General features: G+C 64.4%; 26 protein-coding genes. 2 read left to right on the forward strand and 24 right to left on the reverse strand.

Going from position 1 to position 24624, the window contains the following annotated elements; all coding sequences use genetic code 11:
* Positions 1–29: 29 nt before the first annotated feature.
* The 6 genes from miaA to AB0O52_RS00260 form a co-directional block, all read right to left on the reverse strand.
* Positions 30–971 carry a tRNA (adenosine(37)-N6)-dimethylallyltransferase MiaA gene (gene miaA, locus AB0O52_RS00235; protein WP_364531672.1) on the reverse strand — a complete coding sequence of 314 codons (942 nt, stop codon included), beginning with the start codon at positions 969–971 and terminating at the stop codon, positions 30–32.
* A gap of 6 nt (positions 972–977) precedes the next feature.
* The gene (gene miaB, locus AB0O52_RS00240; protein WP_364531675.1) at positions 978–2600 is read right to left on the reverse strand and encodes a tRNA (N6-isopentenyl adenosine(37)-C2)-methylthiotransferase MiaB; all 1623 of its coding nucleotides are present in this window, start codon (positions 2598–2600) and stop codon (positions 978–980) included.
* On the reverse strand, positions 2575–3828 hold the full coding sequence (locus AB0O52_RS00245) for a lytic transglycosylase domain-containing protein (RefSeq protein ID WP_364531678.1): 1254 nt from the start codon (positions 3826–3828) through the stop codon (positions 2575–2577). The genes miaB and AB0O52_RS00245 overlap by 26 nt, the downstream gene beginning before the upstream one ends.
* Before the next feature lie 128 nt (positions 3829–3956).
* Positions 3957–4517 carry a regulatory protein RecX gene (locus AB0O52_RS00250; protein ID WP_364531681.1) on the reverse strand — a complete coding sequence of 187 codons (561 nt, stop codon included), beginning with the start codon at positions 4515–4517 and terminating at the stop codon, positions 3957–3959.
* A 46-nt stretch (positions 4518–4563) separates the two neighbouring features.
* Entirely contained in the window at positions 4564–5613 is a 1050-nt protein-coding gene (gene recA, locus AB0O52_RS00255; protein WP_364531684.1) for a recombinase RecA, read from the reverse strand.
* Between the two features lie 239 nt (positions 5614–5852).
* Positions 5853–6092 (reverse strand): DUF3046 domain-containing protein, encoded by a 240-nt coding sequence (locus tag AB0O52_RS00260; protein ID WP_306863265.1) that lies wholly within the window; start codon positions 6090–6092, stop codon positions 5853–5855.
* A 41-nt stretch (positions 6093–6133) separates the two neighbouring features.
* On the opposite strand from AB0O52_RS00260, the gene AB0O52_RS00265 reads away from it, so the two are divergent.
* The gene (locus AB0O52_RS00265; protein WP_364531688.1) at positions 6134–6631 is read left to right on the forward strand and encodes a MarR family transcriptional regulator; all 498 of its coding nucleotides are present in this window, start codon (positions 6134–6136) and stop codon (positions 6629–6631) included.
* 180 nt (positions 6632–6811) lie between these two features.
* Here the strand turns inward: AB0O52_RS00265 and AB0O52_RS00270 are convergent, their stop codons facing one another.
* The 14 genes from AB0O52_RS00270 to AB0O52_RS00335 form a co-directional block, all read right to left on the reverse strand.
* Positions 6812–7264 carry a helix-turn-helix transcriptional regulator gene (locus AB0O52_RS00270; protein ID WP_078105673.1) on the reverse strand — a complete coding sequence of 151 codons (453 nt, stop codon included), beginning with the start codon at positions 7262–7264 and terminating at the stop codon, positions 6812–6814.
* 132 nt (positions 7265–7396) lie between these two features.
* Positions 7397–7900, reverse strand: coding sequence for a CinA family protein (locus AB0O52_RS00275; protein ID WP_364531691.1), 504 nt, complete (start codon positions 7898–7900; stop codon positions 7397–7399).
* Entirely contained in the window at positions 7897–8499 is a 603-nt protein-coding gene (pgsA, locus tag AB0O52_RS00280) for a CDP-diacylglycerol--glycerol-3-phosphate 3-phosphatidyltransferase (RefSeq protein WP_364531694.1), read from the reverse strand. The genes AB0O52_RS00275 and pgsA overlap by 4 nt, the downstream gene beginning before the upstream one ends.
* Positions 8500–8508: 9 nt before the next feature.
* On the reverse strand, positions 8509–11358 hold the full coding sequence (locus AB0O52_RS00285; protein ID WP_364531697.1) for a DNA translocase FtsK: 2850 nt from the start codon (positions 11356–11358) through the stop codon (positions 8509–8511).
* Between the two features lie 194 nt (positions 11359–11552).
* Positions 11553–13244, reverse strand: coding sequence for a ribonuclease J (locus tag AB0O52_RS00290; RefSeq protein WP_364531700.1), 1692 nt, complete (start codon positions 13242–13244; stop codon positions 11553–11555).
* A 27-nt stretch (positions 13245–13271) separates the two neighbouring features.
* On the reverse strand, positions 13272–14183 hold the full coding sequence (gene dapA, locus AB0O52_RS00295; RefSeq protein WP_364531703.1) for a 4-hydroxy-tetrahydrodipicolinate synthase: 912 nt from the start codon (positions 14181–14183) through the stop codon (positions 13272–13274).
* Positions 14184–14269: 86 nt separating this feature from the next.
* Positions 14270–14632, reverse strand: coding sequence for a hypothetical protein (locus tag AB0O52_RS00300; protein WP_364531706.1), 363 nt, complete (start codon positions 14630–14632; stop codon positions 14270–14272).
* A gap of 60 nt (positions 14633–14692) precedes the next feature.
* Complete coding sequence (locus tag AB0O52_RS00305) at positions 14693–15181, reverse strand: hypothetical protein (protein ID WP_364531709.1); 489 nt, start codon at positions 15179–15181, stop codon at positions 14693–14695.
* A 4-nt stretch (positions 15182–15185) separates the two neighbouring features.
* The gene (gene dapB, locus AB0O52_RS00310) at positions 15186–15944 is read right to left on the reverse strand and encodes a 4-hydroxy-tetrahydrodipicolinate reductase (protein WP_364531712.1); all 759 of its coding nucleotides are present in this window, start codon (positions 15942–15944) and stop codon (positions 15186–15188) included.
* 113 nt (positions 15945–16057) lie between these two features.
* Complete coding sequence (locus tag AB0O52_RS00315) at positions 16058–16843, reverse strand: hypothetical protein (protein ID WP_364531715.1); 786 nt, start codon at positions 16841–16843, stop codon at positions 16058–16060.
* A 2-nt stretch (positions 16844–16845) separates the two neighbouring features.
* Positions 16846–17745: an ATP-binding cassette domain-containing protein gene (locus AB0O52_RS00320; RefSeq protein ID WP_364531718.1), complete on the reverse strand. Its 900-nt coding sequence runs from the start codon at positions 17743–17745 to the stop codon at positions 16846–16848.
* Positions 17742–19211 (reverse strand): PH domain-containing protein, encoded by a 1470-nt coding sequence (locus AB0O52_RS00325; RefSeq protein WP_364531721.1) that lies wholly within the window; start codon positions 19209–19211, stop codon positions 17742–17744. The genes AB0O52_RS00320 and AB0O52_RS00325 overlap by 4 nt, the downstream gene beginning before the upstream one ends.
* Entirely contained in the window at positions 19201–19692 is a 492-nt protein-coding gene (locus AB0O52_RS00330) for a PH domain-containing protein (protein ID WP_364531724.1), read from the reverse strand. The genes AB0O52_RS00325 and AB0O52_RS00330 overlap by 11 nt, the downstream gene beginning before the upstream one ends.
* Before the next feature lie 61 nt (positions 19693–19753).
* Complete coding sequence (locus AB0O52_RS00335; protein WP_364531727.1) at positions 19754–20932, reverse strand: histidine kinase; 1179 nt, start codon at positions 20930–20932, stop codon at positions 19754–19756.
* Between the two features lie 243 nt (positions 20933–21175).
* Between AB0O52_RS00335 and AB0O52_RS00340 the strand changes: the two genes are divergently transcribed.
* Positions 21176–21835 (forward strand): response regulator transcription factor, encoded by a 660-nt coding sequence (locus tag AB0O52_RS00340; protein WP_364531730.1) that lies wholly within the window; start codon positions 21176–21178, stop codon positions 21833–21835.
* A gap of 23 nt (positions 21836–21858) precedes the next feature.
* Here the strand turns inward: AB0O52_RS00340 and AB0O52_RS00345 are convergent, their stop codons facing one another.
* The 4 genes from AB0O52_RS00345 to glp are packed head-to-tail and all read right to left on the reverse strand — an operon-like array spanning position 21859 to position 24611.
* Entirely contained in the window at positions 21859–22314 is a 456-nt protein-coding gene (locus AB0O52_RS00345) for a molybdenum cofactor biosynthesis protein MoaE (RefSeq protein ID WP_364531733.1), read from the reverse strand.
* Complete coding sequence (locus AB0O52_RS00350) at positions 22304–22804, reverse strand: MogA/MoaB family molybdenum cofactor biosynthesis protein (RefSeq protein ID WP_364531736.1); 501 nt, start codon at positions 22802–22804, stop codon at positions 22304–22306. The genes AB0O52_RS00345 and AB0O52_RS00350 overlap by 11 nt, the downstream gene beginning before the upstream one ends.
* A complete protein-coding gene (gene moaC / locus AB0O52_RS00355) occupies positions 22801–23403 on the reverse strand; it encodes a cyclic pyranopterin monophosphate synthase MoaC (protein ID WP_364531739.1) in 603 nt (200 codons plus the stop codon). Before moaC ends, AB0O52_RS00350 begins: the two co-directional genes overlap by 4 nt.
* Entirely contained in the window at positions 23391–24611 is a 1221-nt protein-coding gene (gene glp, locus AB0O52_RS00360) for a gephyrin-like molybdotransferase Glp (protein WP_364531741.1), read from the reverse strand. The genes moaC and glp overlap by 13 nt, the downstream gene beginning before the upstream one ends.
* Positions 24612–24624 lie beyond the last annotated feature (13 nt).

The following is a 24624-nucleotide window of genomic DNA, read 5'->3' on the forward strand; positions in this document are numbered from 1 at the left end:
CTCAAGGCTACCTGCAGTAGGGGCCGCGCCTAAATCACCGACGCCGGGCTCGAGCAGATTTCTGCGGCTTTGGCCACCAAATCCGGATCCTGCCAGTCAAGCCAGTGGATCCGGGGGTCTGCCCGGAACCAGGTGAGCTGGCGGCGCGCGAATTGCCGGGTGGCCACGATGGTTTCTTCGGCCGCGGTAGCGGTGTCGGACTCGCCGTCGAGGACCCGCAGGAATTGGGCATATCCCAGCGCCCGCGATGCGGTCTTCCCTTGTCGCAGTCCGGCGGCGTCGAGCCGCGCGACCTCGTCAAGGAGACCCGCGTCGACCATCCCCAGGACGCGCGCGGCCAATCGCTCGCGCAGTACTCCGCGGTCGACGTCGAGCCCGATCTGCACGGCCGGCTGGAAGTACTCGCGTTTCGGCATGAAGGAGCTGAACGGACGCCCCGTGAGCTCGAAGACTTCCAGCGCGCGGATCACGCGGCGGGCGTCACCGAGCCTTCCGGCAGAAACGGGGTCGACGTGCTGCAGGCGTTCCTGGAGGCTCCGAAGACCGGCTGTTTCGTGCTCCTGCTCCAGCCGTTGCCGTACGCCGGGGTCCGTGCCGGGAAATTCCAGGACGTCCAACGCTGCCCGGACGTAAAGGCCGGAGCCGCCCACCAGGATGGCGCGCTTGCCGCGACCATGAATATCACGGATGGCGGCGCGGCAGTCGGCCTGGAATGCGGAGACGCTGGCTTCCTCGGTGACATCCATCGTGTCCAGCAGGTGGTGGGGCACTCCCCTGCGTTCGGCGACGCTGATCTTGGCCGTGCCGATGTCCATTCCGCGGTAGAACTGCATAGCATCGGCGTTGATGACCTCGCCGTCGATCGCGAGGGCGAGATGGACGGCGAGATCGGACTTACCGGATCCGGTAGGCCCGACGACGGCGATTACGGGCGGATTCGGATCCGCTGATCCGGCCGGTACTGCTGTCATGTCGGACTAGCCGCGCCGGGCGGGCAGCGACGGCATGCCGAGGGAGACGCCCTTTTGACCTGTGGCCCCGCCGGCACCCGGTGCCGGAGCGCCACAGGAGTCGGCCTGCGAGCGGTCCCAAGCGTCGCCGGCACGGGAGCGCCTCAGGCTGTAGTCCGCGGTCGTCGCCGGATCCGAGACGAGGTGGAAGGCAGCAGCCTCGGTGATTGTTACGGTGACGAAGTCGCCAGGCCGTGGGGTCTCTGCGCCTTCGGGCACGGAGAAGTGGACCAGCCTCTGGTCCTGGGAGCGGCCGGACAAACGATGCGTTTCCTCGGCTTTGCGTCCGGACTGGGCCGTGACCAGGAGTTCAACCCGGCGTCCGAGCTGTTTCGCGTTTTCCTCGGCTGCGATGCGGTCCTGGAGGGCGGTCAGCCGTTCGTAGCGTTCCTGGACAACGACTTTGGGGAGCTGTTCCGGAAGGTCCGCGGCGGGGGTGCCTGGGCGCTTGGAGTACTGGAACGTGAAGGCGGAAGCAAAGCGTGACTTCTCGACGACGTCGAGCGTTGCTTGGAAGTCCTCTTCCGTCTCGCCGGGGAAGCCCACGATGATGTCGGTGGTGATCGCAGCATGCGGAATCTTGTCACGGACCTTGTCCAGGATCCCCAGGAACTTCGCAGAGCGGTACGAGCGACGCATGTCTTTGAGCACCTTGTCCGAGCCGGACTGGAGGGGCATGTGCAACTGCGGCATGACGTTGGGGGTCTCGGCCATCGCGTCGATGACGTCGTCGGTGAAGGCGGCCGGGTGCGGGCTCGTGAAGCGGACACGCTCAAGGCCCTCGATGTCACCGCAGGCGCGGAGAAGTTTGGAGAAAGCCAGGCGGTCGCCGAATTCCACGCCGTAGGAGTTCACGTTCTGGCCGAGCAGGGTGACTTCGACGGCGCCGTCGTCCACCAACGCCTGGATTTCGGCCAGGATCTCGCCCGGACGGCGGTCCTTCTCCTTCCCGCGGAGCGACGGCACGATGCAGAAGGTGCAGGTGTTGTTGCAACCGACGGAGATGGAAACCCAGCCTGAGTACACGGAGTCGCGTTTGGTCGGCAGGGTGGATGGGAAGACGTCCAACGATTCCAGGATCTCCAACTGGGCCTCGTTGTTGTGGCGGGCCCTGTCCAGCAAAGCCGGGAGCGCGCCCACATTGTGGGTACCGAACACGGCGTCCACCCAGGGCGCCTTGCGCACGATGGTTTCGCGGTCCTTCTGGGCCAGGCATCCGCCCACCGCGATCTGCATGCCCGGATGGGCGGCCTTGACCTGCTTGAGCTCGCCGAGGTTGCCGTAAAGCTTGTTGTCGGCGTTCTCACGGACGGCGCAGGTGTTGAAGACCACGACGTCGGCGACCCCGCCGTCGAAGGGCACGTATCCTGCATCCTCCAGGAGTCCTGCCATGCGCTCGGAGTCGTGGACATTCATTTGGCAACCGAAAGTGCGCACCTGGTAGGTGCGCTTCACCCCGTGCTCGGGTGCAGGCTCGCTGACCGGGGCCGGAACGGGCTGCTGAACGGGGGCTGGTGCTGGTGCTGCGGAAGGGGAACTCACCAATCTAGGGTAGCCCCTCGGACTAGTACCAGTTGAAGCCCATCTCATGCTGCCAGGCGTTGCAGGGGGAACCGTAACGGTCGCGGATATAGCCCAGGCCCCAATCGATCTGGGTCCGGTAGTTGCTGAGCCAATCGCTGCCCGCCGAATAGTACTTGTCCGGCGGCAACGCCTGCGCAACACCGTAGGCGCCGCTACTGGGATTGGTGGCGTCCGTCATCCAGCTTGATTCCTGGGTCCATAACAGGGACAGACACTGCATTTGGTCCCCGCCCCAGCCGTAGGCGCCAAGCCGGGAGGACGCGTATTGCCGTGCACCTGCGGGGTCGTTGACGACGTTTCCTCCGCCTCCCCCGCCTCCGAAGCCCCCGCCTCCGCCGCTGCTGATGGGCGCCTGGACGGGTTGCTGGGCCTGTTGGGCTTGTTGGGCTTGCTGGGCTCTATTGGCTGCCGCCGCGGCGTCGGCTTCCGCTTGGCGCTGCGCTGCCTCCCTCTTTGCTTCCTGTGCAGCCTGATAGGCGGCAAGCGCCACCTGGCCTTCCTGGTACTTCTGCGCAACCGCGGCAGAAGTGGAGGTCAAGGACGCGAGCTGAGCGACCATAGTCTTTCGCTGGCCGTCCGTGGCGGCAACGCTGTCTTCGGCGGAGCGCCTGGCAGACTCTGCGGCCTGGGCCTTTGCCGCGGCGTCACTGTCCAATTGCGCCAGGACATCGCGGGCGGCTTGTTCCTGCGCGGTTGCGGCGGCGGATGCCTGGGAAGCGCTCAGGGCATCATCGTGCAGCTTCGCCGTACGATCGAGGACCCTGTTCAGCAAAGCGAAATTTTGAATGTTGTCCGGTGCGATGGCGGCATTCGCGAGGGACCATGGTCCGGGATCGAAACCGCCTGACTCGTATGCCTTGACAACCAGGGACGAGGTGGCCTTCTTCAATGAATCCGCTTTTGACTTGGCCTGTCGGGACGCTTCAGCCAGTTTCTGGGTGACTGCCTGCTGATGCTGCAGCGCGTCATGGGCCTTCGCGTACTCAGTTCCCGCCTTGATGGCTGCCGCGCCTAGCTCGCCGGACTTCTGTTGAAGGCCGGCCAATAACTGGTTGATGCGGTCCACTTCGGCACTAGCGGCAGCTTCGTTCCCCTGGGCCTGCTGTACCTCCGCCCAGCTCGGATAGCCCGACGGCGGGGCATCGTCGTCCGCGGAAGCCGGGCCTGCCTGGAGAAGCGACGCGACAAGCAAGGGCACAATAATTGCCGAAAGCCGCAGGGACAACGCATTCATTGGATCTGACTTGCCTCCCGACTCGGAACACTAGTCCAGAACCTTAGCCGACGGCCGCCAAGAAGCCACCCAACCCCGCCGCCCGGGACAATACTCACAGGCAACTCTCAGTTTGCCGGGTACGCCGACTAGCCGATCTCCTCCAGGTAAGGACCGCCGTGCGCCACGGCACCGTGCGACTCCGGCTCCCCGGCCAAGGCTTCGTCCAGGACCTCCCCGACAATCCGGAACGCCGCCGACGGTTGATAGCCCTTGCGGGCAAGCATCGACGCGAGCCGCCGCGTTTGCTTGTCTCGCTCGGTCCTGTCGGAGAGGTCCGTTCCGGCCCTCAGGCGGCGCGCGACCAGATCCCTGGCCGCGGTCCGCTCGTCGTCATCGCTCACCTGGGCGAGGGCCTTCTCGGCCGTTTCAGCGTCGATGCCTTTGTCGGCCAGTTCGCGCCTCAAGGCACCCCGGGCGAGTTTCCTCGACTGCGCGCGGCTGCGGACCCACATCTCGGCGAAATCGGCGTCATCGATGAGCCGGACTTCCTCGAAGCGGTCCAACACGGCTTCGGCCACGTCCTCCGGGACGCTCCGCTCAGCCAGCTTGCGCGCGAGCTGAAGCCTGCTCTTAGGGGAATTGGTCAGCTGGCGGAGCACAATGGCCCGGGCAACCGCCTCCGGATTGGCTTCAGGATCCGCTGCCACGGACGAATCCGCAGACGGACCCCAGGACCGGGAGCGGCCCTCGCGCTTAGCCGTCAACGGCCTTCAGCTTCGGAGATTTCTCGGCTTCGGCAGGCTTGACTACTCCGACACCAAGCTTTTCCTTGATGAGCCGCTCAAGTTCCGCGGCCAGCTCCGGGTTGTCCCGCAGGAAGCGGCGGGAGTTCTCCATGCCCTGTCCCAGCTGGTCACCGTCGTAGGTGAACCATGAACCGGACTTCTTGATGATGCCGTGCTCGACGCCCATGTCGATGATGCCGCCCTCACGGGAAATGCCCTGGCCGTAGATGATGTCGAACTCCGCGATCTTGAAGGGCGGAGCCATCTTGTTCTTGACGATCTTGGCCTTGGTGCGGTTACCTACCGAATCCGCGCCTTCCTTCAGCGTCTGGATGCGGCGGACGTCGATGCGGATGGAGGCATAGAACTTCAGGGCCTTGCCACCGGTTGTGGTCTCCGGGGAACCGAAGAAGACGCCGATCTTCTCGCGGAGCTGGTTGATGAAGATAGCGGTCGTCTTGGTCTGGCTCAACCGGCCCGTGATCTTGCGCAGGGCCTGGCTCATGAGACGGGCCTGGAGGCCGACGTGGGAGTCGCCCATTTCGCCTTCGATTTCAGCGCGCGGAACCAAGGCGGCGACCGAGTCAATCACGACGATATCCAAGGAGCCGGAGCCGATCAGCATGTCCATGATTTCCAATGCCTGCTCGCCGGTATCAGGCTGCGAAACCAACAGTGCGTCGGTGTCGACGCCCAGTTTCGCCGCGTACTCGGGGTCGAGGGCGTGCTCGGCGTCGATGAAGGCAGCGATGCCGCCTTGGCGCTGGGCGTTGGCTACAGCGTGAAGCGCGACGGTGGTCTTACCGGAGGATTCCGGACCGTAGATCTCGACGATACGGCCGCGCGGCAGGCCGCCGATCCCAAGAGCGACGTCCAGCGCGATGGAACCGGTGGGAATGACTTCGATCGGCGCACGGATGTCGTCACCCAAGCGCATGATGGAGCCCTTGCCGAATTGCTTGTCGATCTGGGCAAGCGCTGCCTCGAGCGCCTTCTCACGATCCTGGTTTGCCGCCATGGTTCACACCTCTGATGCTTTCTCGCTGTGGACTGGCCTGAACGGCCGCTTTCCTATCTCACCCGACGCTAGTACGAGCCGCTGACAATTTTGTGTGCGACTTCGTCTATGTGGAAAACCACAGGATCCGAATGATGCGAAAAATGGTCCGCTAGGGTCAATTTTCCTCTGAAAGGAGCATAGCCTCATCCGAACAGATATTCGAACAAATCTGCGGGCGTGTCACCGGAAGCCGGAAGTCAGAACGTTCCGGAACCTTTGTCCGAGGGCTTGATGTCCCTGCCGAGCCGTCGCTCCGGAGGAACGTCCTGGACGTCGCACAGGGCAAGCCAGACGTCGCGGGGGTTGTAGCCCGCTGCCAAGGCGTCGTCTGCCGTGCGGCCGCCGACGCCGGCCAATACAAGGGAGCTGCTGAGGACCCGGGAGTAGCCAGCCCCGAATTCATCGTCCATCAGCCGCCAGAAGTCACTGATCCGCACCAATAGAGTCTCTCATGGGAGCGGACTCTAGAATGGTTGTCATGAGCAACACTCCCGACGACGCGCCAGAGATGGTGGAGGTAGACGACAACGTCGATGCCGCCCTCCAGCAGGTGGAACACCAGCTGAGCATGTTCTGGCGACGCGCCCGATCGCTGTCCCACCAGTTATCACGCCAGGTCCATCCCGACATGGAACCAGCCGCTTACGGACTGCTGTCGATCATCCGCAAGGAGGGTCCGATCCGCCTGACGGACCTCGCCTCGTGCATCGGCGTCGGGAAGCCCTCGGTGAGCCGGCAGATCGCGTTCCTTGAGAGCATCGGCATGGTCTACAAGGAAGCCGACCCCCAGGATGGCCGCGCACAATCGATCCGGCTTACCCCCAAGGGCGAAGAAAAGATGCACCAGGTCCAGGACGCACGCCGGCAGGTATTCCGGGAACGCCTGGGCGAGTGGCCGCTGGAGGAAATCCAGACGCTGGCTGACTACATTGAACGGCTCAATGCGGCCTACGGCGAAGGAAGCGGCAAGGATTGACCGCGCAAGCCACAAAAGACCCAAGAAGGAGGGCCTCCATCTGGAGGCCCTCCTTCTTGCTTCAAGTATGTGCCGTTGTTTCGGCGCAACGAAGCCAGGCAGCGACGTTTCGGCGCAACGGACCCCGGAAGCGACGTGCTCGATCACACTCCGGCAACTGAGTACCGGAGCCAGGTCCGTTTAGCGGGCTCCGGAGAGCATGCCCTGGGTGAAGTCGTCGTTCAGTTCGGCGCTGAGCTCGCGGTCGAGATCGCGGCCGTATCGCTGCGCAAATTCCTGCGGGACGGTGTCCGGAACAGCGACGCCTTCGGCGACGGCAACCCGGTCACTGACCTCGCGGAGCATGCCGGACAACGGAACGTCCAGCGCCGAGCAGATCGAGGACAGCAGCTCTGAGGATGCTTCCTTCTGGCCGCGCTCAACTTCGCTCAGGTAGCCAAGGGAAACACGGGCGCTGTGCGAGACTTCGCGGAGCGTACGGCCCTGGCGTTGGCGGACATCGCGCAGGACATCACCGATTTCGTGACGCAGTACAACCATTTTGCGCTCCTTCTGTTCGCTCGGTGCCTTCTCGGCCAAGCCCACATCCTTCCAGCGGACAACGCCGTTTACGGATACGGGCTGCTTAACCATGTGTATCGCCTTGCTCCCTCGTGAGTCCGGTTCACCTTGCAGGTGCACCGGTTGTTTTCTACATCCTAGGCGCCCCGGCCATTCCGGGGCGACACAATGTAACAACTATTGGGCCGCAGTTTTTGTTCCCGGCTACTTTACGTGCGGTAGGTCGGCATGGACAAGGCACTCAAACAAGCGCTCCAGCGCGGCCCTCGTTGCTTGCGCACGGATACTCGGCCGATCTCCCCGAAAGGAGTAGGCATGCGCCGCGGCTCCGTCCGACGTGGCGACGCCAATGTAGACGGTGCCAACCGGCTTCCCGTCGTGCGGCAACGGCCCCGCCACCCCTGTGGTGGAGACCCCGACGTCGGCCCCGCACGCGCGCCTCGCGCCGTCGGCCATAGCCGCTGCCACCTCGGCGTCGACGGATCCGACCGCGGAAAGCAGTTCCTCGGAGACCCCCAGGATTCCGGCCTTGACCGCATTCTGGTAGGCGACGACCCCGCCCTGGAGCATGCCTGACGCCCCGGGAGTATCAGCGAGCGTGGCCGCAACCATCCCGGCTGTCAGGGATTCCGCGGTAGCCACTGTGACGCCCCGCTCGATGGCGAGGGCGACGGCGGAAGCGGCCACCTCATCAGCCGTGGGGCTCATGCGCGCTTTCCGGCCGAGCGAAGCTTTGCGGCTTCAATCACGTATTCGACGCCGGTCCACACTGTGATGACGAGAGCGGCGATCATGACCCAGAAGGCCACGCTGACGAGCCACGGCGCGAAGGAATTCAGCGGCAGGATGTAGAGGAAGATCGCCACGGTCTGGACGGCGGTCTTGAGCTTGCCGCCACGCGACGCCGGCATCACCCCATAGCGGATGACAAAGAAGCGCAAGGCGGTGATGCCCCATTCGCGCACGAGGATGAGGATGGTGATCCACCACGGCAGCTCCCCCAGCGCCGACAGGAGAACGAGTGCCGATCCGATCAGCAACTTGTCGGCAATGGGGTCTGCGATCTTGCCGAAGTTGGTGACGAGGTTGCGGCTCCGGGCGATGTCGCCGTCGAGCTTGTCCGTATAGATCGCCACGGCGAAGGCCACGACGGCGGCCCAGCGCCAGATGCCGTGCCGGCTGTTGTCCTCCAGAAGGAACCACACGAAGAACGGGACCAGGACAATTCGAAGCATCGTCAGGATGTTGGGCAGGTTCCAGATATCGGAGCTGCTGGAACCGGCTTTGCTGCCGTCGGATGTAGTCACCCCTCTAGGCTACCGTCCGGTCAATGACCAGGCGTCTTCGCCGCCCTCGTCCTCGTCATCGATCCCATCTGCTCCGTCGTGGTATTCCGTGACCTGCTTGCGGCGTTCGAGATCGGCGGCCACGAGGTCCTCTGCGTAGCCTCCGACGGCGATGTTCGCGTTCGCGTTCTCGCTCAGGGCCGCCGTGTGCGCGTCGGGCGCAGCCGGAGCCTCCTGGCCCTTCATTGCCGCCAGTACGGGAGCGAGGTCGTCGGGCTTGACCAGGACATCGCGGGCCTTGGAGCCCTCGGACGGACCCACGACGCCGCGCGACTCCAGCAGGTCCATGAGGCGGCCGGCCTTGGCGAAGCCGACGCGGAGCTTGCGCTGCAGCATCGACGTGGAGCCGAACTGGGTGGTGACCACGAGTTCGGTCGCCTGAAGTAGGACCTCGAGATCGTCTCCGATGTCGTCGTCGATCTGCTTCTTCTGCGCCTCGGGCGCCACATCGTCCCGGTAGACGGCCTTGAGTTGGCCCTTGACGTGCTCCACTACGCGGTGGATTTCAGACTCGCTGACCCAGGCGCCCTGCACGCGCATCGCCTTGGAGGCACCCATCGGCAGGAAGAGCGCGTCACCCTGACCAATGAGTTTTTCCGCGCCGGGTTGGTCAAGGACCACGCGGGAGTCGGTGACAGAGGATGTGGCGAACGCCATGCGCGAGGGGACATTCGCCTTGATCAGGCCGGTGACGACGTCAACAGAGGGACGCTGGGTGGCCAGGACCAGGTGGATGCCGGCAGCACGGGCGAGCTGGGTGATCCGGACAATCGAGTCTTCGACATCGCGCGGGGCCACCATCATGAGGTCGGCGAGCTCGTCCACGATCACCAGCAAATAAGGGTAGGGCTTGATGACGCGCTTGGAGTCAACCGGCGGAACAACCTTGCCGGCGCGGACCGCCTTGTTGAAGTCGTCGATGTGCTTGAAGCCATAGTTGGCGAGGTCGTCGTAGCGGGCGTCCATTTCACGCACCACCCACTGGAGGGCTTCGGCCGCCTTCTTGGGGTTGGTGATGATGGGCGTGATGAGGTGCGGAACACCCTCGTACGCGGTCAGCTCGACGCGCTTGGGGTCCACCATGACCATGCGGACCTCATCGGGGGTCGCGCGCATCAGGATCGACGTGATCATCGAGTTCACGAACGACGACTTACCGGCACCCGTAGCACCGGCCACGAGCAAGTGCGGCATCTTGGCGAGGTTCGCGACGACGTAGCCGCCCTCGACGTCCTTGCCGACGCCCATCACCATGGGGTGGTCGGTCCGCCGCGCGTTCTGGCTGCGCAGGACATCGCCAAGGGAAACGGTCTCGCGGTCCGTGTTGGGGATCTCGATGCCGATGGCCGACTTGCCGGGGATGGGGCTAAGGATACGTACGTCGCTCGACGCCACGGCGTAGGAGATGTTCTTGGACAACGCTGTGACGCGCTCCACCTTGGTGCCGGAAGCAAGTTCGATCTCGTAGCGGGTCACGGTGGGGCCCCGGCTGAAGCCGGTGACGGTGGCGTCCACGTTGAACTGTTGCAGGGTGTCCGTGAGGGCGGCGACGACGGCGTCGTTCGCTTCCGTGCGCTCCTTCGGAATGGAACCCGGGGTCAGGTTGTCCGAGGACGGCAGCGTGTAGGTGACGTCGCCGGCAAGCGAAAGCTGCTCGGTGCGCTGCGGGATCGGCGTCGGGGGAGGGGGTGGGCCGACCGGTGCCGAAGGCACAATGACAGGGGGGACGGCGGCGGCCGACGCGACCAGAGGGATCGCTTCGGTGGCGTTTTCCGCAGCCGCCTTCGGGCTTCCGAGTCCCTGCGCGGCCTTGATCTTCTCGACGGCGATTTCGGCCTGGGTCGGTCGGCGTACCCCTGGCGGCACGGACGGCCCGCCCTTTGCGGGAGGGGCATCGTCGTCGACGATTGCGTGCTCGAACGCCTCGTCGCCGACATAGCCTTCGAGCGTGGGGTCCTCGTCGTGGTCCTTGCCGAAGAAGCGTTTGCGGCGCTTCTTCTTCGGTTCAACAGCCACCTCGTTTTCGTAGAGGTAGCTGCGGTCATGGGAATCGCCGCGTTGCGCGTCGGCATCCACCAGGTCGACGCCCATGAGGTGCTCGTAGGCGCCACGGATACGCCGGGGAATCGCGCCGAAGGGCGTGGCCGTGAGAATCAGGAGGGAGACGAACGCCAAGGCACCGTAGACCAGGACGGGGACCACGGGGTGGATGGCGGCAAGAGGCGACGCCGCGAGGAAACCGAGCATCCCGCCCGCGCGCCGGAGGCCCTCGAAGCCATCTGCGACAGTCGGCTGGCCCCCGATAATGTGGGCCAAGCCGGTCCCGGCGAACGTCATCACCAGGAAGCCGATGCCCACACGGTTGTTGCCACGGCTGTCCCACGGCTGCCGGAAGAGCCGGACGGCGCAGACGAAAAGCATGATCGGAAGAAGCAGGGATACCCAGCCGAAAGTTCCATTCACGATGCTGAAGACAACATCCGGGAACCAGCCTTTGAAGCCCCACCAGGCGAAGGTGGCTATGAAGACACCGAGCGCCAGGTTGAAAAGCGCGGCGCCGTCCCGGCGGTCCAGGGGATCAAGGTCACTGACGTCGTGGCCGATCCGGCGGATGCCCGCACCCACCACGTGCCCGATTCCCAGCCAGACGCCGGCAAGCGCCCGCAGGATCCACGGCTGTTGGGGTTCGACGACGGCGGCCTTGCCGCGGGCCGTGCCCGTGCCGCTCCGGCCGGTCCTGGCCGGGGTCCGGCCGCTGCCCGAGCCGCCGGATTTGCCATTGGAGCTGCCTCTAGGCGCGGAGGTAGTACGAGTCGCCATATCGGCCACGCTACCCCAACCCGTCCGGAAACCCGCGGATTTCAGGGGCGCCGAGGAACCATGTTGCCCCTGTTGAACAATCTGCGGACCTTGTTTTGCGGCGGGCCGGTCCGGAAACGCGAACGGCCCGGTTCGCTTGAACCGGGCCGTTCGGAGCCTGACTGGCCATGCCTGCGGAAGTCAGGCCTCCGGGATTAAGCTTCCAAGACCAACGGGATGATCATGGGGCGCCGGCGAAGCTTGCGGTTGACCCACGTGCCGATCACGCGACGCACCACTTGCTGGAGCTGGTGGTTGGTGTGGTCCGAGTGGTGGAGCACTGCGTCTTCCAGGGCCGCGTTGATCTTGGGGATGATCTCGTCAAAGACGGAATCGTCTTCTGCCACGCCGCGGGCGTGGATTTCCGGACCCGAGACGATCTTGCCGGTAGTCCGGTTGATCACCGTGATGACGGAGATGAAGCCCTCGTCGCCGAGGATCCTGCGGTCCTTGAGGTCGGCGTCGGTGATTTCACCCACGCTGGAGCCGTCCACATAGACGAAGCCCACTTCCACCTGGCCCACCACATTGGCTTTATGGTCCCTGACGTCAATGACAGTGCCGTTATCGCTGAGGATAACGCGGTCCGAGGGCACGCCGGACTCTTCCGCCAGATTGCCATTGGCGATCAGGTGCCGGGTTTCGCCGTGCACGGGCATGGCGTTCAGGGGCTTGAGGATGTTGTAGCAGTAGAGCAATTCGCCGGCAGCAGCATGGCCGGACACGTGCACTTTGGCGTTGCCCTTGTGGACGACGTCGGCGCCGAGCTTGAGCAGCCCGTTGATGATCCGGTAGACCGCGTTCTCGTTGCCCGGGATGAGGCTCGAGGCCAGAATGACGGTATCGCCCTGGCCGACCACCACGCGGTGGTCTCCGTTGGCCATCCGCGACAGAGCCGCCATGGGTTCACCCTGGGACCCCGTGGACATCAGGACCACGCGGTGGTCCGGAAGGTTCTCGATGTTCTTGATGTCCACCAGGATTCCCGGCGGGACGTCAAGGTAGCCCAGTTTCGCGGCGATAGCCATATTGCGCACCATGGAACGGCCCACGAAGGCGACATTGCGGCCATGCTTGGCTGCGGCGTCGAGCACCTGCTGGACCCGGTGCACGTGCGAGGAGAAGGACGCAACGATGATCCGTTTCCTGGCCTGGCTGAACAAGCGGTCCAGGGTGGGACCGATTTCCTTCTCCGCCGTGGTGAAGCCGGGGACATCCGCGTTGGTGGAGTCGGCCATGAACAGGTCCACCCCTTCTTCGCCCAGGCGGGCGAAGTGGCGCAGGTCCGTGATGCGGCCGTCGAGGGGCAACTGGTCCATCTTGAAGTCGCCGGTGTGCAGCACGTTGCCGCCGGCGGTGCGGATGAAGACGGCCAAGGCGTCCGGAATGGAGTGGTTGACGGCAACGAATTCGCATTCGAAGGGGCCGAACTGCTCCACTTGTCCTTCGGTGACCGTGAGCGTGTACGGCTTGATCCGGTGTTCCTGGAGCTTGGCCTCAATGAGGGCAAGCGTCAGCTGGGAACCGACCAACGGCAGGTCCTGACGCAGGCGCAGCAGGTACGGCACAGCGCCGATGTGGTCTTCGTGGCCATGCGTCAGGACGATGGCAACGACGTCGTCCAGCCTGTCCTCGATGTACGAGAAATCGGGCAGGATCAAGTCGACGCCCGGCTGGGTCTCTTCAGGGAAGAGCACGCCGCAGTCAACCACCAGCAGTTTGCCGTTGATTTCGAAAACGGCCATGTTGCGGCCGATCTCCCCCAGGCCGCCCAGGGGCACAATCCGGAGTGTTCCCTGCGGAAGTTTGGGCGGGGTGACAAGTCCGGGAAGGGCGGTTTGGGTCATAATGCGCTACTTTCCGGCGGAATCCTTCTAGACAGTGAAGTCCATTCCAGCTTCCGCCAAGTCCTCGCGGATGATTGCGATCTCGGCGGCGTCCGGCTCCACGAGGGGCAAACGGACAACCGAGTTGGGCAGGACTCCCTGCCATTTAAGAATTTGTTTGGCGGCGACGGCGCCCTGGACCCGGGTCATGGTTGCACGGATCACGGGCTCGAGATCGAAGTTGATCTTGCGTGCCGTGCCAAGGTCGTTCGCGTTGATGGCGTCGATCAGCTCACGGAAACGGCGGGTGACGACGTGGGTGGTGACACCAATCAGACCCACCGCACCCATGGCCATCCACTGGAGGGTGAGGCCGTCGTCCCCCGAGTAGAAAAGGAGGTCGGTTTCCGCCATGACCCTGGTGGCCGCGGCGAAGTCGGCTTTGGCGTCCTTGACCGCGACGATGTTGGGGTGGGCGGCGAGGCCGATCATGGTCTCCGGCGCGATCTGAATGGAGGAGCGTCCGGGAATGTCATAGAGCATGACAGGGAGATCGGTGGCGGACGCAATGGCCTCGAAGTGGGCCCGAACTCCGGCCTGGCTCGGCTTGTTGTAGTACGGGGTGACAATCAGGAGTCCGTCGACGCCGAGCTTCGCGGCTTCCTGGGAGAGGTGCACCGAGTGCGCGGTGTCATTCGTCCCGGTTCCAGCGATGATTGCCGCGCGATCGCCCACGGCTTCCTTTACGGCGCGGAACATGCCGAGGTTTTCCTCATCGGTGAGGGTGGACGTCTCGCCGGTGGTTCCGGTGACGACCAAACCATCGCAGCCGTCATCAACAAGTTTGACTGCCAGTTCCGCTGCCTGCTTGTAGTCGACTTCGCCGTCCTTGGTGAACGGGGTGACCATGGCGGTCAGAAGGGTACCGAGAGCAGGAACGTTCGCACGAGAGTCAGACATATGAAAAACGTTACCCTGTCAGCTCCGGGTTAGGAGAATGGGGCCCGCGTGATTGTCGTCAAATTCAGCGAAATGAGAGCAAGGCCTCAGGCTGAAGCGTCGCTATGGCGTCCGGGCTTCGCTGGCGTCTCCGGCGAGCAATACCGGGCAACCGCAGACTCCCGCAAGCGGTCCGCCCACGCCCCGAGTCGCTGGGCTGCCCGCACATAGTCGAACAATTCAACGGGGGTCAACGATTCAAGGTCAGTCTCCGCGAGCCGCCTGGCGAGTTCGGCGCCCGGCTGCTGTTCGGCCAGAACGGTTCCCTCGCGCCGCCACTGCACGTCTTCCGGAGGCTCGCCCGCCACTAGCCGCCGGAAGAGGAAATCGACGACGCCCGGGCTCATCGCCTTCATGGGCCCGTCCAGACCTTGGGGATAGCCGTCCGGCCGCTTCGAAGGTTCGTTCATGCAGCCATGTTATTCGAACATATATTCGAATACAAGGAGTTCCCTTCGAGGCGGCAGCCGCTACCGCTGCGCTGCGGTGGGCTCAGCGCGGAAGAGGCGCACCGCGTCGCGCATGGATTCCCTCGCGCGCTTGCGGTCGCCGGCGGCGTCGTACGCGCAGCTGAGCCGGAACCAGGAACGCCAGTCTTCGGGGGCGGCCTCGGCCTCCACGCGATACTTCTCAAACTCGGCGTCCGCGGCGGCACGCACGATGCGCCCTCCCGGTGTGCGCGGCAAGTTGTCCACGGGTAGCCCGCCCTCGGCTTCGAGCACCTTTGCCATCTTCTCGGTGCGTGCACCGAACACAAGCTCGCGGATCAATGCCCACGCTCCGATGACGGGAAGCACCAGGTAGGCAGCGCCGATTCCCTTGGCGATCAGGTTCGCGTCACTGAGCAGCAGGATCGAGCGTTCGAAGGTGACCACGAGGTAGAGAACCAACAACAGGGTGACGGCACCCACCCAGATCTTGGTGCGGTTCTCCTTGAATGCGTTCCAGAGCAGACCCACGCGCCTACAGCCCCAAATCCAGATAGCCGTCCAGGCCGACTGTCAGCCCGGGGCGGGACGCCACATTGCGCAGTCCCAGCAACACTCCGGGCATGAAGGATGCCCGGTCGAAGGAATCGTGGCGGATGGTCAGTTGCTCTCCCGGGCCGCCGAGGAGCACTTCCTGATGTGCCACGAGTCCGCGCAGGCGGACGCTGTGGACGCGGACGCCGTCCACCTCACAACCGCGGGCACCCTCAAGGCCGCTGTTCGTGGCGTCCGGGCTTGCCGGGACGCCGGCTTCTTCGCGGGCTGCGGCAATGAGCTGGGCCGTGCGGACGGCCGTGCCCGAAGGCGCGTCCACTTTGTTCGGGTGGTGCAGTTCGATGATTTCCACGGATTCGAAATACTTGGCGGCTTTGGCCGCGAAGGCGGAGGCGAGGACGGAACCGAGGGCGAAGTTGGGGGCGATGAGGACGCCTGACTCCGGGTTCGCCGCAAGCAGGCCGCGCAACGCGTCAAGCCGCGCGGCGTCCCAGCCGGTGGTCCCGACAACAGCATGCATCCCGTGTTCGACGGCGAAACGGACGTTTGCTTCGGTGCTGTCCGGAACGGTCAGGTCAACGACATACTTGGCGCCGGCGTCGAGCAGGGTATCAAGGGAGTCGCCGCGGCCGAGCGCCGCAACGAGCTTCATATCGGAGGCTGCGTCCACCGCTTTGACGGCTTCGATACCCATGCGCCCCTGGGCGCCCAGCACGGCGACAGCAAGTTGTTCGGTCATGCCCTTAACCCTACCGGTTGGCGGCTGCCCCAACGCGGGGTCGCCGGAACGGTGCCGGTTCGCCCGAACGCTCCGGCGAACCGGCACCGTTCCAGCGATTTCGACGGGAAGGATTATTTTCCTTTCAATCGCAGAGCAGCCAGGAGAAGCACTCCGGCGGACCAGATCGTAAGTAGAAGGAGCGCTCCCCAGGGCCCAAGGTTGTCCCCGGGCTCGGGGGTGCCGCTGATCGCCTGCCCAACCAATATCCCGATGGTGATGTTCGCAATTGCCGCAGCGCCGGCGACTCCGCTCAGTCCGGCGATGAGGAGCGTGATCGGCGCAAGCCAAAAAACGGTGATGATGACGATCGCGGCGATAGTGGCTGAGCGCACCGCGTACCCGAGCCCTGCGCCGAAGCAGGAGGCGAGCACCACCGCAGCGATCGAACGCACTACCGCGGCGACGGAGTCAACAGAGAAGGGCGCGAGTGTCCCGCCCAACACGGCAGCGAACACGCCGCCCACGAACATGGCGAGCAACGCGAGTGCGGCGGCAACCCCGCTGTACCCGAGTGCACTTGCAGCAAGCAGCCGTCCGTGGCGCGGAACGAGCAACATCCGGAAAGCGATCGCCCCCGTCTGGTAGTCCCGGCCAACGCCGATGGCCGCAGCCAGAGCTGCCACGAACGCGAAGATGTCGACCCCGGCCGTCGCGAATCCCGTCGGGTCCGATGCCGGTGAAGACACCTTTCGATAGATCGCTTGTCCCACGCCGAGCACGAGCGGTACGGCTGCTCCCAGGATCAGGACGACAAGGGAGGCACGGGTCCGGATGATCCGGGCCATCTCCGCGTACACGAGGTCGGCCGGCCGTTGCGTGTCGTGGCGGTAGGCGATTCGGATGGGTGGGCGCGGCATCCTCAACGAGCTTCACCTTCTGCCTTCGTGTCCATGATCCGTCGATACACGTCGTCAAGAGAGACTCTCTCGGTGCGAAGCTCATCCAGGACAAGCCCATGCGCAGCTGCAAGGGAAAACACCTCACGCGCGGCGAGGTCTGCGACGACGGCGGCGCGACCGTCTGCCTCGACGATGGTGGCGCCGTTTTCCTTTGCGAGCGCGATGAGAGTGGTGACGTCCTCGCTGACGACGTGGACGTGTGCCCCGGCCCCTCGTGCGAGGTCGGCAAGGCTGCTTCGGAGTTTGAGCACTCCGTTGCAGATCAGTACGACGTCGTCGGCCACAAGTTCGAGCTCGGTGATGATGTGCGACGAAAGGAGAATCGCGGCTCCATCATCACGAAGTTGGATGAGTAGGTGACGCAGCCACTGGATCCCCGACGGGTCGAGACCGTTGAGCGGCTCATCAAGGACGTAGTTGCCCGGGTTGCCCAAGATGGCTGCGGCGAGTGCAAGGCGCTGCCGCATGCCGAGGGAGAGCTCGCGCACCCGCCGTCTGCGGGCCCCACCAAGGTCGACCATGTCCAGCACCTTTTCGGCCCGCGCGTTGTCGACCCCCTGAACCCGTGCGCAGTACCGGAGGAGCTCGATTGCCCGTAACTCAGGGATCAGGGCCCCGGCGTCGAGGACCGCTCCAACGCTCTGGCGAGGCATGGGAAGCTCTCCATACACGCGTCCATCGAACAACGCCTGTCCCGAATCGGGCTTCTCAAGGCCGAGGGAGGTTCGCATGGTGGTGGTCTTGCCAGCGCCGTTAGGCCCGATGAAGCCGACGATGCGGCCGTCCCCGACGCTGAACGTGACGTCATCCACCCTTGTCCGTCCACCGTATGACTTCGTGAGTCCGATCACTTCGATCATGGCACGTGCACCTGGACACCTGAGAACGCCTCCGTCAGAGTCGCGTGACCCGGGCGCCGGAGGAATGCTCTGATCGTCCACGGCATGGTGCCGCCGACACGGAACGCGAGCACGCAAAACCGCCATCCTGACCCGTTGCCGACGATGGTTCTGAAGGTAGGGCTGGTTGATGGGAGTACCCACGTCCTAGTGCCGAGCACTCCCGATTTCACTCGCCACAGCCGGCTGTCTCGCGAGAAGTCAGCGCGCTTAACCACCAGCTGCGCCACCGCGATGGCGATCAGCGCGGACGCTGTGATCGCGACGACAACCGGCGCTGAGAGCAAAGCCGCAAGCGTGCCCGCCGCGACGCTGCCCGCAATCAAACCTGCGCACCATCCCAGGACCGGGCTGACACCGGCGACCTCATCGCCGTTGACGATCCGGAATCGCGGAAGGTATTGTGCGAGGAATCCGTCGATGTCTGACTGGCGTGCTATCGGGATCACAACTGTACGGCTCGCGCTGCCGGCCCCCTGCGCCCGAAGGATTACTCTCAGCGAGTGCCGCCCGAACACCCGCATCACCACGTTCTGCCGCATTTCGAGTGCGTCGATTCGGTCGACGCGAATGGATTGGTCGGTGGTCGATATCAGCCCGTGCGCTACCCTCATCTTCAGCGTGCCGTCGGAGTCGGGTTCGACGCGCACAAGCATCTTCGCGTATTTCAGATAAGCCACGAAGGCCCCGTAAGCGACGCTCGCGGCGAGCAGCAAGGGCATCGCAGCCAGCACAAGGGCCGGATGCGCTCGCCACTGGTCTACAACCCACTCGAGCTGAGCAAAGCCGCTGTTGCCCGTGATCCGGGTGATCAACGACCAAAGCACCGGAACAAGAAGTAGATACTTGCCGTAGGTGACGGAGATAAGCCAACAGTCCGCGTTCCGAAGCGAAACCGCGTTCGCCACCCCGGAGGACGTTTCGATAACGCCGTCCGCAGATGCGCCTTGCCGCGCGGATCCTGCGGCAGTATGGACATCCTTTGCCTTCAGGGTCGGACGAACACCGTAGACGCGCGCGATCTCATCGACTTGGTCACGTGTGACCGCGTGGAGAACCGGGCTGGCGCGTCCTCCCGCAGTACTCTGCACCCGCACTTCGAACAGCTTCCACAACCGGTCCAGGCCGCCCTGCGAGAGATGGACTCCAGTGATATCACCGCGAGCTATGGTCAAGGTCTCCCGCGAGAAGAGGCCTCGTCGATAGTGGAAGCCCTCTGGCCGGACATCCCACGTGGTCGCCAAATAATCGTAGATGATCAGATAGATGCGCGTGTAGACGAAGTATGCAAGGAGCACCCACAACGCCACGGCAATCCCGCCTTGGAAAGCGGAGATCGCAACGACGAGCCCGATGACGATGAGCACGGATTGGGGCAGCGTCTTCAGCAATCTGCCAAGCATCAACAGTGGTGAGTTACGCATCATTCGGCCCCCTATCGACGTTTTTCAACGCACTCCGCAGCCGCTCAGCATCCTGGTCGTCGAGACAGGGAACCATGAACTCCCTGCCGAGTACGCCTACGTGCACACTTGCAAGTCGAAAATTGCGCAGCACGGGACCGCGTCGAATCCGGACATAGAGAATCTGCGCCCTCGGCACGAACGTCTCACGTCGAATCCACCGGCCCTGACCGATCGTCAGGCCCAGCGGCTCCACTCCATAACGGAAGGCAAGGGCTCGTCGAGCATTGACGATCAGGCACTCAGCGGCCGTCGAGACAACGGTTAGCCCCACCAAGACAACGAGGCTGATCGCAAGCCAGCCTTCTTGAAACACCAGGCGCAAGCCGAACAGCACGAAGCAAGCGATCAATCCGGTGCAGACGGAGGCGATGTTCCACACTGTCACCGCGTGACGACTCACGGCTGCCGAAAACGTCCCGCCAGCATCATCTGCTTCCGTCACCTTTACCATCCCCCTCACGATCATTGCGGGTCGGCATAGCTGCTTTCGTATGACTGGTCCTCTAGAACCTGGGCAGGGTCGCCGTCACGGTCCACCCCTTTTCATCACCGCCCGCCTCGAACGTTCCGCCCAGTAACATCACGCGATCATTCATCCGCTTCAGCCCGTACCCCGTCGCATCAGCGGTCCCGTCCGACTTGCCGGTGGACGGGGCATTCCAAACCTGTAAGGTGATGCATTCACGATCAGAGGTGACCGCCAAACGAATCGACGGGGTCCGGCGAGCGTGCTTCATCACGTTGGTGGCTGCCTCGCGTGCGATGTGCACCAGGGTGGTCTCGATGCTGTTCGACATTGAAATCTCATTGCCGGGGAAGGAGAGCTCCACCGAGGCTCCCGTCGAGCCGAGTCCAAGCCGTAAGGATTCCAACGTTGCTGCCAAGGACGCGGCACCTGCTCCTCCGACGGTTTCGTCCGTCCCCTGGACCAAACGCAGCATCCGACGGATGTCTGTGAGCGCTTGTGTGGCGGCATCGGTGATCGCACGCCTCGATGTATCTCTCGTCAGGGGGTCGTCCACCAGTTCGAGGGCCCGGGCCTGCATAACAACGGTTGTAATGTCGTGGGCAATGACGTTGTGCAGCTCGTCGGCGATTCGATCCCGCTCCATTTGTACGGCGGCCGCCGATTCTCTTCTGAGCCGATCAATGTGAGCAGAAAGCTGATGTTCCCTCGCCCGACCTTCGCGGAACCCACAACCGATCAGTCCTGAAGCGAGGCCAAGGGCAACGCTCCCGACCCCACCGCCTTGGACAAGCCCTTGGCCAACACCTTCGGCAACCATCGCCAAGGCCACTGTGACGACGCAGTATGAGATGCTCAGCCACTGACCGCACGTACTCGTGACCAAGCCGGCCGAGACGGCAAGAGCCAGGGAGTAAGGCCCTCCCGCACCAAGCAACGTCGCGACGAGGCCGCATGCCACGAGCACCGTCGCCGCCACGGGAGGCCGCCACGCGAAAGCACCGATTGCGATCAGCGCGCCGACGTAAACGATCGAGGTGGGCATCGGCGTCCGGGCAAGCAACGCCAGCACACCATCCACGAGCAGCAGCACCGCGACAACCGCCGCCAATGCGAGACGAGCGCCGGTCGGCAAGGCAGTGAACGCCCAGAAGCCACGCAAACCGGAAAACCCGTGGGCATTGCGGGTAGCCACTGGCGGACCGCTTCGCTTCATCCCCCAATTATCCAGATGAAGCGCTCCGACGCTCAGGCAGGCCAGCCGGAGAGGGCGGGTTCCGGACGGAACCCGAGGCCGCCCGCTGCGCTCGCTACGAACATGATCAAGTCCCCTTCTGCCTGAAAGTAGCAACAACCTGATCGTCGCAGCCTGCAGGCGCAAGGTCTACCGACGAAGGTCGACTCCCTGCGCGACTTTCGTCTGATCTGAGAGTCGACTCCCGCCGCCTAAACTGTAGGAATGGGAGGCGTGCGTGTTCTGATCGTCGATGACGAAGCCCTCGTGCGCCACGCACTGCGCATCTTCCTGGAGTCGGCGCCGGCCACAGTTGTGGCAGGAGAAGCCGTTAATGGAACGGAAGCCGTCGGGCAGTACCGCAGGTTGCAACCCGACGTCGTGCTGATGGACATCCAGATGCCGGTGATGAACGGCATTGAGGCGACAGAGATGATCACGGCCGAAAACCCGGACGCCCGGGTGCTTGCGGTGACCACCTTCTCCTCCGAAAGCCACGTCATCTCCGCGCTCAGGGCCGGAGCCTCCGGTTATCTCGTGAAGGACACACATCCGGACGAGATCGTCAGGGCCATCTTGGACGTGCACGCCGACATGTCAGTGCTCTCGCCGCGCATAACCCGTGGACTCATCGCATCCGTCCGTGACACGGCCAAACCCCATGGTCACGTTTCGCTCTCCCCCGCCCAAGCGCTTACGGAACGCGAACTGTCGATTGTGGAGTTTCTCGCGCAGGGCATGTCAAACGCCGAGATAGCACAGGCTCTCCACCTCTCAGAGGCGACGGTCAAGTCGAACCTCGGCCGCATCATGAACAAATGGGACGTGCGCGACCGCGTCCAAGTACTGATCCATGCTGTGCGCATGAATCTCGTGACGTTATAGCCCCCGCGATTCGATGCGCTCAGCTACTCCCCGGCCCCGACCCACTCGACCGTGCCGTCGCTGAAGAACTGTTCCTTCCAGATGGGCACCTGGGCTTTGATCCTGTCCACAAGCTCCGAGCACACCGCGAAGGCTTGCCCGCGGTGTGCAGCGGCAACGGCGCACACGAGCGCAGGGTCGCCAACCTCAAGCATGCCGATCCTGTGGGCGGCCCAGATACGGACAGGTTGCGCGGCCTCCCCCGAGTGCTCCGCCACGAGCGTCGCAACCACGTCGGCCATGACCTGGTGTGCCGTGGGGTGGGCGCTGTAGCTGAGCCTGTCGACCGGTTTGCCGCCGTCGTGGTTCCGGACCACACCGCTGAAGCTCACCACGGCTCCCGCGGTGTCCGATTCCACGGCTGCTATGGCCTGGTCCACGGAAATCGGCTCCGCGCTGAGGATCGCGCTGACGACTTCGAAGTCGGTTTCAGTGGTCATGGTTTCCCTCCAATTGATCGCAAAGGTGGGCGATGACGGGATCAAGGACGGCAAGGCCGTCCATCACGCCCTTCGGCGAACCCGGCAGGTTCACAATGAACGTCTTGCCGGCCGTACCGGCATGCCCCCGGCTCAGCATCGCCATGGGGGTCTTGGCCGCTCCGGCGCGGCGGATACCTTCCATGAGCCCTGGTATTTCGCGATCCAGCAAAGGCAGGGTGACTTCGGGAGTGCGGTCATCGGGGCTCAGCCCGGTACCGCCGCTGGTAATGACGACGGCGGGTTCCTGGGTCAACAGCGCACGGATGGCGGCACCGACGGGCTCGCCATCCGGGACCACCATGACGGGGAAGGTCTCGTAGCCGTGTTCGACCAACCAGTCCAGGATCACGGGGCCGCTCTTGTCCTCGTAGATTCCTGCCGCGGCGCGGTTGGACGCGATGACGACGCCGGCCTTCCGCGGGCCACGGCGGGGTTCGCACGCGTTCATGCCCGCGCTCCGTCGCCGGGCACATCAGAGCCGGGCGCATCCGAGCCGGGCACGCCGGACGACGCGGGAAGGACCCAGTCGCCGCTCTTGCCGCCGCTCTTGGCCAGCACCTGGATGTCGCTGATGACGGCGTGCTTATCCACTGCCTTGATCATGTCGTAGACGCTCAAGGCAGCCACGGAGGCGGCAGTCAAAGCTTCCATCTCCACGCCCGTGACGCCCTTGGTCTTCACCGTTGCCAGGACAAATACCGTGTCCTGGCCGAGTTCGAAGTCCACCGTGACCTTCGAGATCGGCAGCGGATGGCACAGCGGGATGAGTTCTGGCGTCTTCTTTGCTGCCATGATGCCGGCAACGCGGGCCACTGCGAGGGCATCGCCTTTCGGTAGCTCACCGGCGCCGAGCAGGGTGAGCACCTCGGACGTGCTGTGGACGGTGGCGGTGGCGGTCGCTTCCCGAGTGGTCACGGCCTTCTTGGAAACATCGACCATCTGGGCTGTACCATCCTGGCGCAAATGCGTGAGCGCGCCGCCGTCCTGGCGCGAGTGGGTAGCGCCGCCGACGCCTGCGGGGTCTGGAGTGTCATTCACAACATCCATACTTCCACTTCCGCCCCGGCGTCGAGTTCCGTGACGGCTGCAGGCACCTGGACCAGCACGTTCGAGTTGGCGAGCGCATGGATCAGATGGGATCCTGGGCCTCCCTCAAGCCTGACCGTTCCCCCCGGAAGCAGCGTGCCCCGGCGGACCTGGTGCTTGCCGGCGGGCGAGGTCAGGGGCTCTGCAAGGCGCGCTTGCAGGCTCGGCCGCAATGCAGGGCTTCCCACGACGGCGGCGAGCGCCGGGCGAAGGAACATTTCGAAGGACACGAGGCAGCTCACCGGATTGCCCGGGAATCCCAGGAAAGGCAGTCCGTCGAAGGTTCCGATCCCCTGGGGGCCGCCGGGTTGCATGGCCACCGACACGAATTCGACCGGCTGGCCGTTCATGGCCTGCCGGACCACTTCGTAGGCGCCCTTGCTGACGCCACCGGTGCTCACGATGAGGTCGATCGTTCCGCTCCGGCTGCGGAGGAGCGCCAGCAGATCGGCGGGATCGTCGCCACTGATTCCCGTCCGCGTGACGTGGAGGCCGGACTGCAGCATGGCGGCTTCGAGCAGGGTTCCGTTGGAATCGTAGATCTTGCCTTGCGGCAGCACGGTTCCGGGTTCCACGACCTCATCGCCGGTGGTCACCAGAAGCACGCGCACGGGCGTCCGGACCGCGACGGCGGTCATCCCCAAGGCGGCGAGCAGCCCCAATTGCCCGGGACCGAGCGTCGTCCCAGCGCGCAAGGCAACGGTTCCCGCGGTGATGTCGCTCCCGGCGTCGCGGACGAACGTGCCCGGCTCGGTGGTGGGAAGACGGACGGTTGCTGCCACACCGGGGGCGGGAAAGACATCGGGCACTGCCTGTTCGATAGGGACGACGGCGTCGGCACCCTCGGGCATCATGGCGCCGGTCATGATCGGGGCCGCTGTGCCGGGCATGAGCCGGACCGGTGCCGCGCCGGCCGGGACGGGATCCACCACCGTCAGCTCCGCACCGGCGTCGCTTCCTGCGTGGGGGGCCAGGTCCGCTGCGCGGACGGCAAAGCCGTCCATCTGCGAATTCGCAAAGGGCGGCAGGCTCAGCGGGGCCAGGACGTCGGCGCCGAGTACCCGGCCGAGCGCCCCCATCAACGGCAGCTCTTCGGTGCCCTCTCTGCGTGCAAGGCCGGACAGCAGCTCCTGGACGGCTTGGCGGTGGGCTGCGACGGATCTTGCCACGAGGGTTCCTCCC

The sequence above is a fragment of the Arthrobacter sp. NPDC080073 genome, assembly GCF_040686575.1.
Classification (GTDB): Bacteria; Actinomycetota; Actinomycetes; order Actinomycetales; family Micrococcaceae; genus Arthrobacter.

Bases quoted from the DNA above. Each gene is read 5' to 3' on its own strand.
- moaC (WP_364531739.1), bottom strand. From the start codon at position 23,403: ATGGATGTTGTGAATGACACTCCAGACCCCGCAGGCGTCGGCGGCGCT.
- AB0O52_RS00300 (WP_364531706.1), bottom strand. From the start codon at position 14,632: ATGAACGAACCTTCGAAGCGGCCGGACGGCTATCCCCAAGGTCTGGAC.
- AB0O52_RS00275 (WP_364531691.1), bottom strand. From the start codon at position 7,900: ATGAGCCCCACGGCTGATGAGGTGGCCGCTTCCGCCGTCGCCCTCGCC.
- AB0O52_RS00320 (WP_364531718.1), bottom strand. From the start codon at position 17,745: ATGATCGAAGTGATCGGACTCACGAAGTCATACGGTGGACGGACAAGG.
- AB0O52_RS00325 (WP_364531721.1), bottom strand. From the start codon at position 19,211: ATGATGCGTAACTCACCACTGTTGATGCTTGGCAGATTGCTGAAGACG.
- AB0O52_RS00290 (WP_364531700.1), bottom strand. From the start codon at position 13,244: ATGACCCAAACCGCCCTTCCCGGACTTGTCACCCCGCCCAAACTTCCG.
- AB0O52_RS00340 (WP_364531730.1), top strand. From the start codon at position 21,176: ATGGGAGGCGTGCGTGTTCTGATCGTCGATGACGAAGCCCTCGTGCGC.
- recA (WP_364531684.1), bottom strand. From the start codon at position 5,613: ATGGCGGCAAACCAGGATCGTGAGAAGGCGCTCGAGGCAGCGCTTGCC.
- AB0O52_RS00335 (WP_364531727.1), bottom strand. From the start codon at position 20,932: ATGAAGCGAAGCGGTCCGCCAGTGGCTACCCGCAATGCCCACGGGTTT.
- AB0O52_RS00315 (WP_364531715.1), bottom strand. From the start codon at position 16,843: ATGCCGCGCCCACCCATCCGAATCGCCTACCGCCACGACACGCAACGG.
- AB0O52_RS00245 (WP_364531678.1), bottom strand. From the start codon at position 3,828: ATGAATGCGTTGTCCCTGCGGCTTTCGGCAATTATTGTGCCCTTGCTT.
- miaB (WP_364531675.1), bottom strand. From the start codon at position 2,600: ATGAGATGGGCTTCAACTGGTACTAGTCCGAGGGGCTACCCTAGATTG.
- dapB (WP_364531712.1), bottom strand. From the start codon at position 15,944: ATGACCGAACAACTTGCTGTCGCCGTGCTGGGCGCCCAGGGGCGCATG.
- dapA (WP_364531703.1), bottom strand. From the start codon at position 14,183: ATGTCTGACTCTCGTGCGAACGTTCCTGCTCTCGGTACCCTTCTGACC.
- AB0O52_RS00350 (WP_364531736.1), bottom strand. From the start codon at position 22,804: ATGAACGCGTGCGAACCCCGCCGTGGCCCGCGGAAGGCCGGCGTCGTC.
- AB0O52_RS00265 (WP_364531688.1), top strand. From the start codon at position 6,134: ATGAGCAACACTCCCGACGACGCGCCAGAGATGGTGGAGGTAGACGAC.
- AB0O52_RS00270 (WP_078105673.1), bottom strand. From the start codon at position 7,264: ATGGTTAAGCAGCCCGTATCCGTAAACGGCGTTGTCCGCTGGAAGGAT.
- miaA (WP_364531672.1), bottom strand. From the start codon at position 971: ATGACAGCAGTACCGGCCGGATCAGCGGATCCGAATCCGCCCGTAATC.
- AB0O52_RS00345 (WP_364531733.1), bottom strand. From the start codon at position 22,314: ATGACCACTGAAACCGACTTCGAAGTCGTCAGCGCGATCCTCAGCGCG.
- AB0O52_RS00285 (WP_364531697.1), bottom strand. From the start codon at position 11,358: ATGGCGACTCGTACTACCTCCGCGCCTAGAGGCAGCTCCAATGGCAAA.